Source organism: Lentzea sp. NBRC 105346, assembly GCF_030269605.1.
Classification (GTDB): Bacteria; Actinomycetota; Actinomycetes; order Mycobacteriales; family Pseudonocardiaceae; genus Lentzea.
The window spans coordinates 408725-423163 of sequence record NZ_BSTQ01000006.1 but is presented as its reverse complement, the minus strand read 5'-3'; the positions used below and the strand labels follow the sequence as shown (position 1 = coordinate 423163).

General features: G+C 68.5%; 20 protein-coding genes. 6 read left to right on the top strand and 14 right to left on the bottom strand.

Annotation, left to right across the window (positions count from 1 at the left end; genetic code table 11):
- Positions 1 to 73 precede the first annotated feature (73 nt).
- From QSK35_RS16420 to clpS, 10 genes are all read right to left on the bottom strand, one after another.
- On the bottom strand, positions 74 to 538 hold the full coding sequence (locus QSK35_RS16420; protein WP_285746911.1) for a YbaB/EbfC family nucleoid-associated protein: 465 nt from the start codon (positions 536 to 538) through the stop codon (positions 74 to 76).
- Positions 535 to 1479 carry a WXG100 family type VII secretion target gene (locus QSK35_RS16415; protein WP_285746909.1) on the bottom strand — a complete coding sequence of 315 codons (945 nt, stop codon included), beginning with the start codon at positions 1477 to 1479 and terminating at the stop codon, positions 535 to 537. The genes QSK35_RS16420 and QSK35_RS16415 overlap by 4 nt, the downstream gene beginning before the upstream one ends.
- Positions 1476 to 1784, bottom strand: a complete 309-nt coding sequence (locus tag QSK35_RS16410; RefSeq protein WP_285746907.1) for a hypothetical protein — start codon at positions 1782 to 1784, stop codon at positions 1476 to 1478. The genes QSK35_RS16415 and QSK35_RS16410 overlap by 4 nt, the downstream gene beginning before the upstream one ends.
- 105 nt (positions 1785 to 1889) lie before the next feature.
- Positions 1890 to 2318 (bottom strand): hypothetical protein, encoded by a 429-nt coding sequence (locus QSK35_RS16405; RefSeq protein WP_285746905.1) that lies wholly within the window; start codon positions 2316 to 2318, stop codon positions 1890 to 1892.
- A 26-nt stretch (positions 2319 to 2344) separates the two neighbouring features.
- Positions 2345 to 2803: a YbaB/EbfC family nucleoid-associated protein gene (locus tag QSK35_RS16400; protein WP_285746903.1), complete on the bottom strand. Its 459-nt coding sequence runs from the start codon at positions 2801 to 2803 to the stop codon at positions 2345 to 2347.
- Entirely contained in the window at positions 2800 to 3756 is a 957-nt protein-coding gene (locus QSK35_RS16395) for a hypothetical protein (protein ID WP_285746902.1), read from the bottom strand. Before QSK35_RS16395 ends, QSK35_RS16400 begins: the two co-directional genes overlap by 4 nt.
- The gene (locus tag QSK35_RS16390; protein WP_285746900.1) at positions 3753 to 4058 is read right to left on the bottom strand and encodes a WXG100 family type VII secretion target; all 306 of its coding nucleotides are present in this window, start codon (positions 4056 to 4058) and stop codon (positions 3753 to 3755) included. The genes QSK35_RS16395 and QSK35_RS16390 overlap by 4 nt, the downstream gene beginning before the upstream one ends.
- 63 nt (positions 4059 to 4121) lie before the next feature.
- The gene (locus tag QSK35_RS16385) at positions 4122 to 5036 is read right to left on the bottom strand and encodes a P1 family peptidase (protein ID WP_285746898.1); all 915 of its coding nucleotides are present in this window, start codon (positions 5034 to 5036) and stop codon (positions 4122 to 4124) included.
- Positions 5036 to 5593, bottom strand: coding sequence for a DUF2017 domain-containing protein (locus tag QSK35_RS16380; RefSeq protein ID WP_285746896.1), 558 nt, complete (start codon positions 5591 to 5593; stop codon positions 5036 to 5038). The genes QSK35_RS16385 and QSK35_RS16380 overlap by 1 nt, the downstream gene beginning before the upstream one ends.
- Positions 5590 to 5889: an ATP-dependent Clp protease adapter ClpS gene (gene clpS, locus QSK35_RS16375; protein ID WP_285746894.1), complete on the bottom strand. Its 300-nt coding sequence runs from the start codon at positions 5887 to 5889 to the stop codon at positions 5590 to 5592. The genes QSK35_RS16380 and clpS overlap by 4 nt, the downstream gene beginning before the upstream one ends.
- Before the next feature lie 79 nt (positions 5890 to 5968).
- Here clpS and QSK35_RS16370 point away from each other — a divergent pair, with 79 nt between their 5' ends.
- Entirely contained in the window at positions 5969 to 7255 is a 1287-nt protein-coding gene (locus QSK35_RS16370) for a nicotinate phosphoribosyltransferase (protein WP_285746892.1), read from the top strand.
- Positions 7256 to 7262: 7 nt separating this feature from the next.
- Positions 7263 to 7805 carry an isochorismatase family protein gene (locus QSK35_RS16365; protein ID WP_285746890.1) on the top strand — a complete coding sequence of 181 codons (543 nt, stop codon included), beginning with the start codon at positions 7263 to 7265 and terminating at the stop codon, positions 7803 to 7805.
- Between the two features lie 21 nt (positions 7806 to 7826).
- On the opposite strand, the gene QSK35_RS16360 is transcribed toward QSK35_RS16365, so the two are convergent.
- The 4 genes from QSK35_RS16360 to QSK35_RS16345 form a co-directional block, all read right to left on the bottom strand.
- Positions 7827 to 8474, bottom strand: a complete 648-nt coding sequence (locus tag QSK35_RS16360) for a hypothetical protein (RefSeq protein WP_285746888.1) — start codon at positions 8472 to 8474, stop codon at positions 7827 to 7829.
- Positions 8475 to 8618: 144 nt separating this feature from the next.
- A complete protein-coding gene (wecB, locus tag QSK35_RS16355) occupies positions 8619 to 9791 on the bottom strand; it encodes a non-hydrolyzing UDP-N-acetylglucosamine 2-epimerase (RefSeq protein ID WP_285746885.1) in 1173 nt (390 codons plus the stop codon).
- A gap of 54 nt (positions 9792 to 9845) precedes the next feature.
- Positions 9846 to 10022 carry an LAXTG motif-containing small protein gene (locus QSK35_RS16350; protein ID WP_285746884.1) on the bottom strand — a complete coding sequence of 59 codons (177 nt, stop codon included), beginning with the start codon at positions 10020 to 10022 and terminating at the stop codon, positions 9846 to 9848.
- A gap of 4 nt (positions 10023 to 10026) precedes the next feature.
- Positions 10027 to 10791, bottom strand: coding sequence for a choice-of-anchor protein CoaP (locus QSK35_RS16345; RefSeq protein ID WP_285746883.1), 765 nt, complete (start codon positions 10789 to 10791; stop codon positions 10027 to 10029).
- A 314-nt stretch (positions 10792 to 11105) separates the two neighbouring features.
- Here QSK35_RS16345 and xrtP point away from each other — a divergent pair, with 314 nt between their 5' ends.
- The 4 genes from xrtP to QSK35_RS16325 all read left to right on the top strand — a co-directional run bounded on the left by xrtP (position 11106) and on the right by QSK35_RS16325 (position 14358).
- Positions 11106 to 11624 carry an exosortase P gene (gene xrtP / locus QSK35_RS16340; RefSeq protein ID WP_285746882.1) on the top strand — a complete coding sequence of 173 codons (519 nt, stop codon included), beginning with the start codon at positions 11106 to 11108 and terminating at the stop codon, positions 11622 to 11624.
- Positions 11621 to 12994: an XrtP-associated glycosyltransferase gene (locus tag QSK35_RS16335; RefSeq protein WP_502881660.1), complete on the top strand. Its 1374-nt coding sequence runs from the start codon at positions 11621 to 11623 to the stop codon at positions 12992 to 12994. The genes xrtP and QSK35_RS16335 overlap by 4 nt, the downstream gene beginning before the upstream one ends.
- A gap of 82 nt (positions 12995 to 13076) precedes the next feature.
- Positions 13077 to 13658 (top strand): biotin transporter BioY, encoded by a 582-nt coding sequence (locus QSK35_RS16330; protein ID WP_285746880.1) that lies wholly within the window; start codon positions 13077 to 13079, stop codon positions 13656 to 13658.
- A 10-nt stretch (positions 13659 to 13668) separates the two neighbouring features.
- Positions 13669 to 14358: a nucleotidyltransferase domain-containing protein gene (locus QSK35_RS16325; protein WP_285746878.1), complete on the top strand. Its 690-nt coding sequence runs from the start codon at positions 13669 to 13671 to the stop codon at positions 14356 to 14358.
- Positions 14359 to 14439: the final 81 nt, after the last annotated feature.

Here is a 14439-nt window from a genome sequence, read left to right as displayed (position 1 = left end):
GGTCCATCCTACGTGCTGGCGAGAACCGTCCCGGTCTGTGAGAACGCCGACATATCCGCAGGGTGAACGAGGGTCACCAGCCCTGTTCCTTCATGACCGGACCGCCGAAGTCGTCGTCGGGCACCTCGGGCCGGCGCGGCGCCCGCACGGGCGCGGGAGCCGGAGGTGGCGCGACGGGCTCGGGCAACAGCAGGGGCATGTGCTTGAGCAGCCCCTCGTTCTCCAGCCGCGTGTAGGCCTGCCAGATGCCGGCCCGCGCCCGCGAAGCCGCGAGCTGGCACACCTCGGTGATCACGGCGGCCAGCTGACGCGGGTTCTGCTGTAGTACACCCGGCCCGAGCACCAGGGACGTCACCATGCCGCCACCGTCGACGACCACCCGCACCTGCCCATCGGACGACGCCGCCTCGCCGGTCGTCCGCAACGCCTGTTCGCGTGTGGACTGCACCGCCTCGTGCCGCCGCTTGGCACGTTCCAACAGGTAGGCGCCTTGTGCGACGAGCTGGTCCATGCTCTCGGAGAATCCCGGGTCGGTCATTTCGGCACCTGCTCGACGTAGCGGTCCCTGTTCTTCTCCGAGTTGACGTCCTCGCTGTCGTACGGACCGGACGGCTTGACCGGCGGCTCGACCACCAGCTCACCGCCGGGCTTGGGGCGACGGTGCCTGCCCTGGAGGTGCGGCGGCAGGCCGAAGGCAGCGGGGTCGAAGGTGGGCGCGGTGACGATGCCCGGACGTTCCGGCCGCACCGCGGCGAGCTTGCCGCCGGTCACGTAGTCGCACAACGTCCGCAACGCGACCTCCAGCTTCGCGCGCTCGACGTCGGTGTTGTGGATGATCTGCTCGGCCTGCTCGACCATGCTCTTGAGAACGTCGAACTCGCTGTCAGCGCCGATCATCTCGATTGTCGCACCGCCAGAGCCGGTCAGTCCGGCGACGACCATCCCGGCGAGGGTGCCGGCCCCGACCGACGCGATGAGGCCGACGTACGCGATCGCCACCGCGAGGCCGATCTTCTGCCCGTTCTGCTCGGCCTCCTGGTATGCCGCCTGAGTCCGCTCGATGAGTGCCTTCACGTCCGCCCGCAACGCCGCAATCAGCTTCTCGGAACCCTGCAGGATCACGTCGAGCGACTGGAGACAGTAGGAGTACTGCTGCGCGGCCGACTCGATGGCGTTCATGTAAAGCTCGAAGTCCTGCGCCGCTGCCCCTTCCCAGCCCTTGAGCAGGGTGCGCACGTCGTTGGCGTCCTTGGTAACGACGTGCTTCATGGCGTCCAGCGCGCCTTTCACGTTGCTCGCCATCTGCCTGACGACCTCGATCTCACCGGATGCGAAGGCGCTGAAGGCCGAGTACAGGCGCGGCTTCAGCTGCGCCGCCTCCTTGTATCGATGATCGTCCGCAGCCGCGACGTCGAGCTTGCCCGCGAACTGGGCGCTCACCTCCTGCATCTGGCGCTTCCAGCCGTCGTCGGCGCTCATCGCTGACCATCCGCTTCGCGGTAGCGCTTCGCGACCTCACGCACGGCAGCGGCGGCGAGCTGGAGGTTGTCCCGGTTGTCCTCCAGCACCTGCTGCATGAAGTCCGTGGTCTCGCGGAATTCCCGGCCCAGCAACTGGAACAGGTGATAGCCGCAGGTGTTGGCGGTGTCGAACCCGCGGACCTCCGCCTCCATCGCCAGGGTCAGGTTGCGGCGGGCCATCTCCAGCCCACCGGCCATCTCGATGCCGAGAATTGTTGCGATCTTGTCCAGGTTCTCGACCTGAACGGTGAATCCGTCCCCCATGAGATCCCCCAAGAAATCAGCCGGGGACCACGTTATCGACTATCGCGAAAGTGACGCCACAGAACGAGAAAAACCTGCGCACCCCTTCGGATATACCCGAAATAATCAGCCAGGTGTCGAAACGTCATTCACCTGTGTGGCGTATGCGTCCGCCGCGAGCACTCCCAGCCCGGCCAGACCGGCGATGCGGGACGTGAGCCCGAACCCGTACAGCCGCAGCCGGAACGCCGTCAGGAAGCAAGCCGACGCGACCCCGTAGGCGACCAGGTGCACCACCCCTTTGCGCCGCTGCTCAACGTCCAAAGTGGACCATTCGGCGAGCTCGCCCGCCACGGCGGCGGGCGTGGTCGCCAGCCCGAGCCCGAGCAGCACCTGGGACGCCTTGCGGTTCACCACGAACACCGAGGACGTGTAGAACGCGGCGGGCACCAGCAGCACGGCCTGCCCGCCACGCGCCGCACGACGACGCAACGCGGACGGCACGAGCTCCGACACGACGCCCGCCGCCCGGTCGAGCACACGCACATCAGTCATGCCGGTCGGCTACCCGAGGAGAAGAGTCACCAACCCTGTTCCTTCATCACCGGACCACCGAAGTCGTCATCCGAAACCTCCGGGCGACGACGCACCGGCGGAGCCTGAACCGGCGCGGGCGCGACCTCGGGCAGCAGCACCGGCGCCTCGCGGACCACCCCTTCGTCCTGCAACGGCGTGTACACCGAACGCACGGCCGCCCGAGCCGAGGCGGCGGCCTGCTGCGTCACCTGCACGACGAGAGCCGCCAGCTGACGAGGGTTCAGCTCGGAAACCGCCGGGCCGAGAACCAGTCCCGTCAACATCCCGCCCGCATCGACGGTAGCCCGCACGGCACCGTCCGAAGAGGACGCTTCGCCGGTCGCCGCGACGGCCTGCGCCTTTGCCGCCTGCAGGGTTTCGTTGCGCCGGCGCGCGCGGGAGTAGAGGTGCGCGGCCTGCTCACTGAGTTGTGCCGCACGCGCGTTGAGCTCTGCGGTGTTCATGCCGGCCCCTGTTCCTCGTACTGGTCGTACTCCTCGGCGATGACGCCGCCGGCCTTGTCGTACGGGCCGTCCTCGTGCCGCTTGGGTTCGGGGACGAGGTCGGTCGTGTCGGTCGGCCGCCGCTTGTGCTTGCCCTGTGCCTCGTCGGTCATCCCGAACGAGCCGGGGTCGAACGACGGCGCGGTGATGACCACCGGACGGTCGGGCCGCACCTCGGCGAGTTTGCCACCGGTGACGTAGCCGGACAGCTCGATCAGACCGACCTGGATCCGCCCGCTCTCACCGTTGATCTTGCCGATCATGCTCCAGCCGATCTTGATCATCTCCTGGATGACGCCGTTCTCGCTGTCCGCGTCCATCATCTCGTTGGCGACACCGGCCGCGCCGGCGACCATGGAGGCTGCCACCGCCGTGACCGAGAGACTGGCCCCGCCCGTGGGCAGCGCGGCGACCACGCCCGCGACGGCGCCGACCACTGCGAGCGCGATCTTCCAGTCGCTCGCCTCGGCCTCCTCGATCCCTTTCAGCGTCGTGCTGACCAGCTGCAGCACGTCGCTGCGCATCGCGAGCACGATGGCCTTGTACGACCTCAGGATCAGCATCAACGCGTCGATGCAGTCCGCGAGCAGGTTGATCGCGTCTTCGAGCTTCAGCAGCCACGTACGGAAGTCGTCGGCCGCCCCGCCGTGCCAGCCGTCCATGTCGAGCTGCGCGCCGCCGAGGTGTTCGCGCAGGTCCTTGCCCAGCACGTACTTCGCCTCGGTGAGATAGGAGATCATCGAGTCGACGCGGTCCGGGTCACCGCACTTGAAGTGCTCGAAGATCGGCCTGATGCCGTCTTCCAGCATCTTCGCCCATGCGCCACCGGTGATGTCGTCGTTCTCGTACGCCAGGCGGATGAGGTTGCCCGACTGCGAGTCCAGGTTGCGGCACCACTCCTCGTAAGTGCTCATGCCTGACCGTCCGCCTGCCGGTAGCGATGCGCGATCTCCTTGAGCGCCTTCGAGGCGAGGTCGAGGTTCTCCACGTTGTCCTGCAACACCTGCTGCAGGAAGTCCGCCGTGGGATCCCACTCGTTCTTCGTCTCCTCGAACAGCTGCGCACTCGCGCCCGCGGCGACGAACGCGCCGTACGACTCGTCGATGGCGCGGTTGAGGTTCGACAACACCTCGGACAGGCAGTGGCCGATTCCGGGCAACCGCTTGTTCGCGAGGTCGTCGAGCTGGTCCAGCTGGACCGAGAACTGGTCCCCCACATTTCCTCCTTCGCCGGTTCACGGTCACGGTAACGACCGGCAACACGCGATGAAGGAGAAATCTCAGAGGTCGCGAAAAGCCTTTACGTCAGCAACTGTCGACGCTTCGGATATACCCGAAACAATGGATTCCGCGAAAACCTCCGCGGCCGCCGTGCACAACGCGTCGAGCTCGAACGGCGACGACACCGGCACCTCCCCGGTGGCCAACGCGAACACCGTGTCGCCGTCGAACATCGAGTGCGCGGGCCGCACCGCTCGTGCGAGCCCGTCGTGCGCCGCCATGGCCAGCCGCCGGCACTCCGCTTTGGACAGTGCGGCATTCGTCGCCACCACACCGATCGTGGTGTTCAACCGCGATCCCACGAACGGCGGCAGCTCGACCGGAGACGTCCCCAGCGACGGCAACCACGGCAGGCCGGTAGCCCGATCCACCGCTTCACCAACGGCGTTCACGGCCGCCAGCGCACCCACGACGTGCTGTCCAACCCGGACCGAGGCGGACCCGACACCGCCCTTCAACGACCCGGTCCGCGCACCGGTACCCGCGCCGACAGTGCCCAGCTCGAACGACGCGGCGGCGGAAGCGCAAGCGGAGTAACCGAATGATGCGTCGGGCCAGTTGCCCCACGACGACATGTCGAGGTCGAACAGCACCGCGGCGGGCACGATCGGCACGACCTGATGCGGCTGCGGCCCCACGGGAAACCCGATGTTCCGCTCGGAGAGCCACCGCATCACACCGTCCGCGGCCGCCAGCCCATACGCGCTGCCGCCACTCAGACACACGGCGTGCACGGACGACACCAGGTTGGACGGCTCCAGCAGATCGGTCTCCCGCGTCCCCGGCGCACCACCGCGCGAGTCGACGGCCCCGACGGCACCACCCGGAACGAGCACCACGGTCGTCCCGGTGGCCCAACCTTCGGTCAACCGGTGCGAGTGCCCCACGAGGACACCGGGAACTTCGGTGATCACTACTGCATCATGGCGTCGACCAGGGTGTCCTGCACCCAGGTCAGCCAGTGGTAGACGCCGAGGTGCGGCGACCGCGGGTCCTCGGGCGGCAGCTCTTCGGGCATGTCCTCGGTGACGTCCAGCGCTGTCCCCAACGCGAGCCGCACGTCGTTCAACGACGACAGCCACGCCTCGGCCTGGTCGATCCGCAGCCGGATCTCGCCGCCGTCGGGCGCGCAGGTCGACAGCACGACCTCGGCCGCGCCGGTCTTGGCGTCGAGCAACTCAGGTTCGTGCAACGAGCGCAGCGCGGCGGCCGAGTCGACCTCCGCGGGATCCGGCGCGTCCGGATCGAGCCGGTGGAAGTCCGGCAGCAGGCGGCCCAGGATCGGGTCGTCCGGCGCGGTCGACGGGCCGGTGCGGATGCCGGTGAGCTCGGCGAGCTCGTCCTGCGGCGCCTCTTCGGCCCGTGCCAGCAGCATGTCCTGGATCTGGCTGACGAGACCGCGGACCACCGCCGCCTCCTGGCGGTCGAGGCGACCGACGACCTGGTCGCCGTCGCGGATCCAGCGCCTCACGAGGACTTCTGCATGGTCGCCCAGAGGCCGGCGGCGTGCAGTTTCGCCACGTCGGCCTCGACCTTGTCCTTGGTTCCGGACGTCACGATCGCCTTGCCCTTGTGGTGCACATCCAGCATCAGCTTTGTGGCCCGGTCTCTGCTGAACCCGAACAGCTTCTGGAACACGTACGTCACGTAGGACATCAGGTTCACCGGGTCGTTCCAGACCACGGTCTGCCATGGCCGGTCCTCGGCCGCGGTCTCCGCGCCGGTCGGTTCAACCTGCGTCCGCTCATGCTCGACGGGCGTGGTCATACCGCCAATGGTGTCATGTTCGCCGCACTCGCGTAGACCGCCTGCACCGAAAAGCCGCAGAACCCTAGGCTTCACCCTCATGACCTCCACGGCGTTGCTCACCGACCACTACGAGCTGACCATGCTCGCCGCCGCGCTGCGGGACGGAACCGGCGATCGCCCCTGTGTGTTCGAGGTGTTCGCCCGTCGGCTGCCCGACGGCCGACGATACGGCGTGGTCGCCGGTGTGACCAGGCTGCTCGACGCCATCGCCGACTTCCGTTTCGGCGACGCCGAGATCGAGCAGCTCAGGGCGAACAAGGTCGTGGACGACGCCGCACTCGAGTGGCTCGCGAACTATCAATTCTCCGGGCACATCGACGGATACCCGGAAGGTGAGCTCTACTTTCCCGGTTCGCCGATCCTGACGGTCCGGTCCTCGTTCGCCGAGGGTGTGGTCCTGGAGACGCTGGCCCTGTCGATCCTCAACCACGACAGCGCCATCGCGTCGGCCGCCGCGCGCATGGTCAGCGCCGCGAACGGCCGCCGCATGATCGAGATGGGCACCAGGCGTGCGCACGAGGAGGCCGCGGTCGCGTGCGCACGGGCCGCCTACCTGGCCGGTTTCACCGCGACGTCCAACCTGGAGGCGGGCCGCCGCCACGGCATCCCGACCGCGGGCACGTGCGCGCACGCGTTCACGTTGCTGCACGACAACGAGGAAGAGGCGTTCCGCAGCCAGATCGACTCGCTCGGCGTCGGCACGACGTTGCTCGTCGACACATACGACATCACCGAGGGCATCAATCGCGCGGTCCGCATCGCCGGACCGGAGCTGGGCGCCGTGCGGATCGACTCCGGCGACCTCGGGGTGATGGCGAGGCAGGCCCGCGAACAGCTGGACTCGCTGGGCGCCAAGAACACCCGCATCGTGGTGTCCGGCGACCTCGACGAGTACTCGATCGCCGCGCTGCGCGCCGAACCCGTCGACGCGTACGGCGTGGGCACCTCGGTCGTCACGGGTTCCGGCGCCCCGACCGCGGGCATGGTCTACAAACTGGTCGAAGTGGACGGTCGTCCGGTCGAGAAGCGCAGTTCGCACAAGGAGTCCCGCGGCGGCTGGAAGGGCGCGCTGCGCAGGCACAAGGACACCGGCACCGCGCTGGAGGAGGTCGTCTACCAGGCGGACGAACAGCCGGAGCTCGGCGAGTACGACCGGCTGCTGCAGATCCCCCTGGTGCGCGATGGACAGCGAACCGACAGCGTGCCCACCCTGGAACAGAGCCGCGAACGGCTGCGCGCCGCGCTGGTGAGCGTGCCGTGGGAGGGCCTCAAGCTCTCCAAGGGCGAGCCCGCGATCCCGACGATCCACCTGACCAAGGAGTAGTGACCCTGTGGCGAAAGCTTTGATCGTCGTCGACGTTCAGAACGACTTCTGCGAGGGCGGCTCGCTCGCGGTCGCCGGTGGCGCGGCCGTCGCGGCGGCCATCAGTCAGCACATCGCGGCCTCGGACTACGACCACGTCGTCGCGACGCGCGACTACCACGTGGATCCCGGCTCGCACTTCAGCGAGACGCCGAACTTCGTGGACACCTGGCCCGCGCACTGCGTGGCCGGAACGCCCGGCGCGTCGTTCCACCCGGAGCTCGACGTCGCACGGATCCAGCAGGTGTTCTCCAAGGGCAGGCACGCGGCCGCTTACTCGGGCTTCGAGGCCGAGAACGACCTGGCCGGCTGGCTGCGCACCCACGACGTCGACGAGGTCGACGTCGTGGGCATCGCGACCGATCACTGCGTGCGGGCGACCGCGCTGGACGCACAGCGCGAGGGGTTCCGCACCACGGTCCTGCTGAACCTCACCGCGGGCGTGGCCCCCGCGACGGTCGAGACGGCGATGACCGAGCTCCGCGCGGCCGGGGTGGAGCTGAGTGGCTGAGCCTCAGCCACTCACGGTCCCTCATGGCGTCGGCGAGCAGGCGGCGGAGCCGAGACTGATGGTTCCGCTGTAGCCCGACGCCGGCTCGAAGGTGATCCGGATCAGGTTCATGGTGACGCTCCCGTCGTTCGGGTCGGGGATGATCACCTCGGCGAACTTGGCCTTGGCCAGCACCGTGCCGTTCGACTTCTTGATCTCGTGCACGTAGTTCGCCGGGATGTGCTGCGGCAGCCCGGTCCACCCGGTCATGCTGCCGAGCGCCCAGCCCGCGTTCGTGCCCGTCTGGGTGGCGTCGCAGGTGATCCGCCACGACCCGACCTTGAGCCGCGGACCGCCCAGCGCGACCAGCGCGGACAGCTCGAACCCGGTGCCCCTGGCCTCGGATCTGGTCGTCGTGATCTCCTCGTCCGGGTTGACGACCGTCGTGGTGCACGTCGAGGTCGTCATACCGAACTTGATACCGGTCTTGGTGACCGCCGGAGACGACGCCGTCTCCTCCCCCTCGACCGAGCACGGGGCCAGCGTGGTGATGACGACGGGGGCGTTGTCGCCCTTCTTGAAGTTCGCGGCGCCGGCCGAGGCGACGCCGGCCTCGGTCGCGAGCGCGGGGCCTGCGGTGACCAGCATGCCCGCGACGACTGTCGCCGACAGCAAACCGATCCGCTTCATTTTTCCTCCCCTTCCCGGATTTTCACCGTCCGATCATCGTGCGGATCGGGCAAACCGGTAACGGCTCGACACCTCATATCACTCGGTCGAGCAATCTCAATTACCCGACCGAGTGCACGAACTCCTATTGCTCACGGACCGAATTCACCGGACCCCCGCGAGCGTCCTGTATGGCTCCCGACGGGGCAACGCGGTCGGCAGACCTGCGAGTCTCTCGATGGCGGCGCACACCCGAACGGCGGCACGCCCGTCGCCGAACGGGTTGCGCCCGAGCGGCAGCCGCAGCCGGGACCCGAGCACCCAGCCCGCCTCCGCCAGGATCCTGGTGGTGTCGGTGCCGACGAGCCACGCGCATCCGGCGTCGACGGCGAGCATGCGTTCCGTGGTCTCCCGCAGCACCAGCACGGGCACACCGAACGTCGGCGCCTCCTCCTGGATGCCACCGGAGTCGGTGAGCACGAGCGCGGCGCGGCGCAGCACGCGCACGAGGTCGGAGTAGTCCAGCGGATCGGTGACGACGATCCGGTCGTGGCCGCTGAGCTCGGCGTCGACCTGTTCGCGCACCTCGGGGTTCGGGTGCGCGGGCACGAGCACGTGGACGTCGGGGTGGCGGTCGACAATGGAGCGCACGGCGTGCAGCACGCGGGCGAGCGGACGTCCCCACGACTCGCGGCGGTGCACGGTGAGCAGGACCAGGCGGTGGTTGTTCACGTCGAGGCGGCGCTCCAGCAGCGCGAGGCGCGGGTCGCGCGCGGGCACGTCGGCGGCGGCGACGCGCTGCACGGCGTCGACGACGGTGTTGCCGGTGACCACGATGTCGCTGTCGGGCAGGCATTCCGAGGTCAACGCGTTCGCCGCGTCGTCCGTCGGGGCGAGGTGCAACGAGGTGATGCGCGAGATCATCTGCCGGTTGCCCTCCTCGGGGAAGGGGCCGTACAGGTCGCCGGTGCGCAGCCCGGCTTCGAGGTGTGCGACGGGGATGCCGCGCCAGAACGCGGCGAGCGCGCCGGCCAGGGTGGTGGTCGTGTCGCCCTGCACGAGGACGACGGCGGGGTCGCGCTCGTCGAGCAGGCGGTCGAACTCGGGGAGCAGGCCAGCGACCAGCTCGGCCTGGGTGCCGGTCCGCCGCGGCACGTCGAGCCGGATGTCGGGGACGAGGTCGAACGCGCTCAGCGCCTGCTCGACCATGCCGGAGTGCTGTCCACTGTGGACGATAGTGGGACTGAGGGAGGGGTGGCCGCGTAAGGCGATGGCGACCGGGGCGATCTTGACTGCTTCGGGGCGGGTTCCTGCTACCAGTAGAACTTCCTTGCTCACCGTGCTCCTTCCACGAGGGAGCGCCCTGCGGGGGAACAGGGCGCTCCCAGGGGGTTACTCAGCCTTGACTCGGACCGCGCGCCGGCGCTTGCGCGTGGCGTGCAGGAGAAGCGCTCCGGCGACGAGCAGCACGACGCCCGTGACGATCCAGACCGTCACGTCCGCGCCGGTGACCGCGAGCGCGCCAACGCCCGTTCCGACGGCCACCCCGCTACCGGGGACCTTGTACATGCGCTTACTCCGCCGTCAGTTCGCGACGCTTGCGGACCGCGGCGAACCCGACGGGTACCGCGACGAGGCCGAGCAGGCCGAGGCCGATCCACAGACCGGCGCCGGACGCCATCGGGATGGGCAGACCGGCCGGGCCGCACGTGGCCGACGAGATGATGATGTCGCCCGTGCCGAAGTTGCCCTGCAGCAGTTTCACGTGAATCGCATTCACAGTGAGGCTGCCGTCCTTGTTCTTGATCTGCTCGTTGAAGATGATCTCGGCGATCGGCAGGTCGAGCAGCTTGACGTCGAGCTTCGTGTTCGCCGCGGGCTCGGCGTTGATCTCGCCGAGCTTGCCGAGGTTCACCCCGGCGAGCTTCGAGGAGCCGACAACACCCTTCTGGGTGGCCGAGCAGTCGGCCTCAACCAGCTCGGCGGTGATCTTGCCGGTCGCCTTGCTGAGCAGGTCGAGCCGGACGTCCGCGGTGCTCGCCCGCGACTGGACGGCGCCGGTCTTGTCGTCCCGCGACGCCGACGCGTTGATCACGCCGGTCTTGAGGACACCGTTGAGATCGACACCGACGAACGTGTTCTTCGTCGGCCCGTTCGCATCCGCTGCGGCGAACGGTCCGGCCGACACCGCCGGGCTGCTCAGCAGCGTCAGGTTGAGCTTCGCGCCGTAGGCCGAGGCGTCCCCCGGTGCAGCTGAAGCCGGTGCGGCACCGGCCAGCAGCGCCGCGATGGCGACCGCTCCGGCCAGGCCACCGCGACGCGTCATTCGCACACGCATGTAGCTCCGTTTCCTTTCCTCCGGGGCCAACCCCAGGGCGCAGTCGAACCCATCTGGGTCCACGCGCTGCGTTTCATGCTTCTGGGGGGCAATTCAGGCCATCGGCTTTCCCCCGGAGGAATTGAGAGTTACTGACCGTATCTAGTGACGACATCACCCAGAACGCCCAACGAACGAGACTCATCGTGTGTTTTGCCGTTAAAAGCGGGTGATGGCGTCACCCGATCCGGGGGTGAGGGCTGACGGTCTGTGGACCGATGCCCATCCATGTAGCCCTTCTGGGCGCTCTCCCAACGGTGGAAAGGAATCTTCGGGTGACGCATGCCGTGCGCCGCACCGCCTTCCCGAGCCGGGTGACGATCGTCGTCCTGCTCGCCGCAGCCGCCGGGCTGGTCTTCGCCCACCGCCTCTACCGGACCGCCGAGATATCGCTCTCCGGGGCGTTGCTGTCGGTCCTGAGCAGCGACGGCGTGTACGTGGCCGCGGAGCGCCAGACCGTCTACTTCGGACTCGGCTCGGACACGCCCCTCGGCCTGCACATGACGCCGGAGTGCACGTCCGCGTTCCTGGTCCTGCCGTTGCTGGTCGTCGGTGCGGTGATGATCGCGCTGCGGCCGCGGATCCAGCAGCGCGTGCTGGTGGCGCTGGCCGTCGCCGCGGGCGCGGTGGTGGTCGTCAACCAGTTCCGCGTGCTCACGCTGGTCGGGCTGGTGAACTGGCTGGGCATCGACACCGGCTACTACTGGGGCCACACGCTGCTCGGTTCGATGGTCAGCGTCTTCGGTGGCGCCGCCGCGCTGGTGACCTTCGTCTGGCTGGCGACGCGCAGGTGAGCTTCGAGGTGATCCTGGGCTTCACGCAGGCCCTCGCGCTGACGATGAGCGTCGCGTTCCTGACCTACGTCTTCGTCATCGTCGTGCCGTACCTGAGGCGCAAGCCGGCTCCCCTGGGCGTTGCCAACTCGCTGGAGTGGCACTTCTTCGTGCCGTGCCGCGACGAGGAGGCCGTCATCGGCGACACGATCCGCTACCTGCGCACGAACTTCCCCATCGCGCACGTGTGGGTGATCGACGACGACTCCGACGACCGGACCGCGGGCGTCGTGCGGACGTTGCGGCGCAACGGCGGCGAGACCGACAAGCACATCCACCTCGTGCAGCGGCACCGCCCGCAGGCGCGCACCGGCAAGGGCGACGCGCTCAACGACGCTTACCGCACGCTGAAGATGTGGATGGGCCGGCACGCGGACGCCGACCGCGCGATCGTCGTGGTCGTCGACGCCGACGGCCGTCCGGGCACGAACTGCCTGGAAGTCTGCGCGGCGCCGCACCTGTTCGGCGACCCGCGCGTCGGTGCGGTCCAGGTCGACGTGCGGATGATCAACAAGGGCGAGCGGCAGTCCGACGTGGCCTCGTGGCGCCGGTACTTCGGCGCGGCGCTCGTGCGGATGCAGGACCTCGAGTTCCGCACGGCGATCGCGGCGATCCAGATGTCGCGCGGCGTCACCGGAACGATCTCCATGGGCGGCAACGGACAGTTCACGCGATTGTCCGCTTTGGACTCTATTGCGGGACCGGCGGGCAGCCCGTGGCGCGGGTCACTGCTGGAGGACTTCGAGCTCGGCGTGCACCTGCTGACGCAGGGCTGGCGCACCGGGTTCAGCATGGACACGCACGTGAACCAGGAGGGCCTGTACTCGTTGCGGCGCTTCCTCGCGCAACGGACCCGCTGGGGCCAGGGCACCATGCAGTGCATGCGTTATCTGCGGCGCATCTGGGACTCCGAGCACCTGTCCACGTTGGGCGCCGCGGAGATGATGTACTACCTCGCCCAGCCGTGGATGCAGCTGCTCGGCACGCTCATCTACCCCATCCCGATGTTCCTGATGGCGTGGCGATTCGTCACGGCGCCGGGCGAGGTCGTCACGTGGTTCGCGGACGGCGCCTGGATTCTGTTCGCCGTCTATGGCGCGTTCGGCCTACTGCCCTTCGTCCTCTGGGGACCGGTGTACCGCGCGAAATGCGAACCCGGCACGTCTTTTGTCCGCTCGCTCGGCTACGGCTTCGCCTACGCGCTCTACATCTACACGTTCTACGTGACGTCGTGGCGCGCGGTGATCCGCCTGGTCCGCGGGCACAACGGGTGGACGAAGACGCGTCGCAACACCGAAGCGCGCATCGGGAAAGTCGCTTTGGACCACTGATGGTGTGGGCCTTGTCACTAATCCATGATTTGTAGGCTTCCGACAAAGACCTCGTCCGATGTGGCCGCTTAACCTCAGACGCATGACCGCACTCGCCGTTTCGTCACGTCGCGTGGTCCTCGCGGACCTCGTCTCGACCTCTGTGGTGCGCGACCTCGCGCTGATCGTCGCGGGTGCGGGCCTCACCGGCCTCGCCGCCCAGATCGCACTGCCGATCCCCGGATCGCCGGTTCCGCTGACCGGCCAGACGTTCGCGGCCCTTCTGGTCGGTGCGTCTCTCGGCTGGCAACGCGGCGCGACGTCAATGCTGCTGTACCTGATCGCCGGCGTGGCGGGCGTGCCGTGGTTCCAGGGCGGCTCGTCGGGTGCGCCCGTGTCGCTCGGCTACGTCGTCGGTTTCGTCTTCGCGGGAGCTTTGGTCGGTGCGCTGGCGTCACGTGGCGGCGACCGCACCCCGTTGCGCACGATCGGCACGATGGCGCTGGGCAACCTGGTGATCTACGCGATCGGTGTGCCTTGGCTGATGGCTTCCGCCGGTCTCGGTTTCTCGCGCGCGGTTCAGCTCGGCGTACTGCCGTTCCTGGTCGGCGACGCGATCAAGATCGCACTCGCGGCCGGACTGCTTCCGGGCGTCTGGGCCTTGGTCAACCGCGGCCGCAGGTAGTTTCGGTGGCGTGACCACCGCTTCGGAACACCTGGCTCAGTTGCCCTTCGTCGTGGGCGCCCACGTCGTGGGTTCGCGCGTGCTCGGCGATGCCGTGGAGGACTCCGACCTCGACCTCGTGGTGGAGCTGTCCGACGTACCCGACCTCGGTGCCCTGGCCGCGGCACAAGCCGTGGATCTGGACGTGATCTACGTGCTCGCCGGTCAGTTGGCTTTGCCGGTGTCCTCCGCGTCCTCGATCGCGTGGGGCCGTGACGGCAAGCTGCACACGGACCGCGCGGACCTCACGCCGGTGCTGTGGGAACAGTTGGCGCGCTACGCCGACACCGTGGTCGGCGAGTCGCCCACGCCGCCGGTGACGCGGGACGAGGTCGTGGCGTACTGCCGTGCCAACCTGGTCTCGTACTGGGAACCGTTGCTGGACCGCGCTTCCGAGGTGTTCGCGTCCCGCACGCCGGGCCCGGTGTTCCGCGATCCCCTGCTCTGGATCGCCTTCGGCCCGGCGCGGCTGTGGCACACGATCCGCACGGGCGGCATCGTCTCCAAAACCCAGGCCGCCGAGCTCGCCGCCGTCGAATGGCCTGATCTTTCGGATTTGTTGCTGGACCTGGCTTCCGCCCGCCGCGACCCGTCCGTCATGCTGACCATCGAGCACGCCGTCGCCGCTCTCGAACTGGGCAGGCGCGTCCTCGCGGCCTGATGGACCGCTTCCATCACACCGCCTTTTCGGGTTGACCTGTCGCGCAACGGTGTCGCTTCCGGTCGCTTGGACCCTAACGTC

What these genes read in the sequence shown, in the direction of transcription:
- QSK35_RS16345 (WP_285746883.1), bottom strand. Translation starts at nt 10,791, where the DNA reads ATGCGTGTGCGAATGACGCGTCGCGGTGGCCTGGCCGGAGCGGTCGCC.
- QSK35_RS16410 (WP_285746907.1), bottom strand. Translation starts at nt 1,784, where the DNA reads ATGGGGGACGGATTCACCGTTCAGGTCGAGAACCTGGACAAGATCGCA.
- QSK35_RS16415 (WP_285746909.1), bottom strand. Translation starts at nt 1,479, where the DNA reads ATGAGCGCCGACGACGGCTGGAAGCGCCAGATGCAGGAGGTGAGCGCC.
- QSK35_RS16360 (WP_285746888.1), bottom strand. Translation starts at nt 8,474, where the DNA reads ATGAAGCGGATCGGTTTGCTGTCGGCGACAGTCGTCGCGGGCATGCTG.
- QSK35_RS16395 (WP_285746902.1), bottom strand. Translation starts at nt 3,756, where the DNA reads ATGAGCACTTACGAGGAGTGGTGCCGCAACCTGGACTCGCAGTCGGGC.
- QSK35_RS16420 (WP_285746911.1), bottom strand. Translation starts at nt 538, where the DNA reads ATGACCGACCCGGGATTCTCCGAGAGCATGGACCAGCTCGTCGCACAA.
- QSK35_RS16405 (WP_285746905.1), bottom strand. Translation starts at nt 2,318, where the DNA reads ATGACTGATGTGCGTGTGCTCGACCGGGCGGCGGGCGTCGTGTCGGAG.
- QSK35_RS16370 (WP_285746892.1), top strand. Translation starts at nt 5,969, where the DNA reads ATGACCTCCACGGCGTTGCTCACCGACCACTACGAGCTGACCATGCTC.
- QSK35_RS16400 (WP_285746903.1), bottom strand. Translation starts at nt 2,803, where the DNA reads ATGAACACCGCAGAGCTCAACGCGCGTGCGGCACAACTCAGTGAGCAG.
- QSK35_RS16330 (WP_285746880.1), top strand. Translation starts at nt 13,077, where the DNA reads ATGACCGCACTCGCCGTTTCGTCACGTCGCGTGGTCCTCGCGGACCTC.
- clpS (WP_285746894.1), bottom strand. Translation starts at nt 5,889, where the DNA reads ATGACCACGCCCGTCGAGCATGAGCGGACGCAGGTTGAACCGACCGGC.
- QSK35_RS16350 (WP_285746884.1), bottom strand. Translation starts at nt 10,022, where the DNA reads ATGTACAAGGTCCCCGGTAGCGGGGTGGCCGTCGGAACGGGCGTTGGC.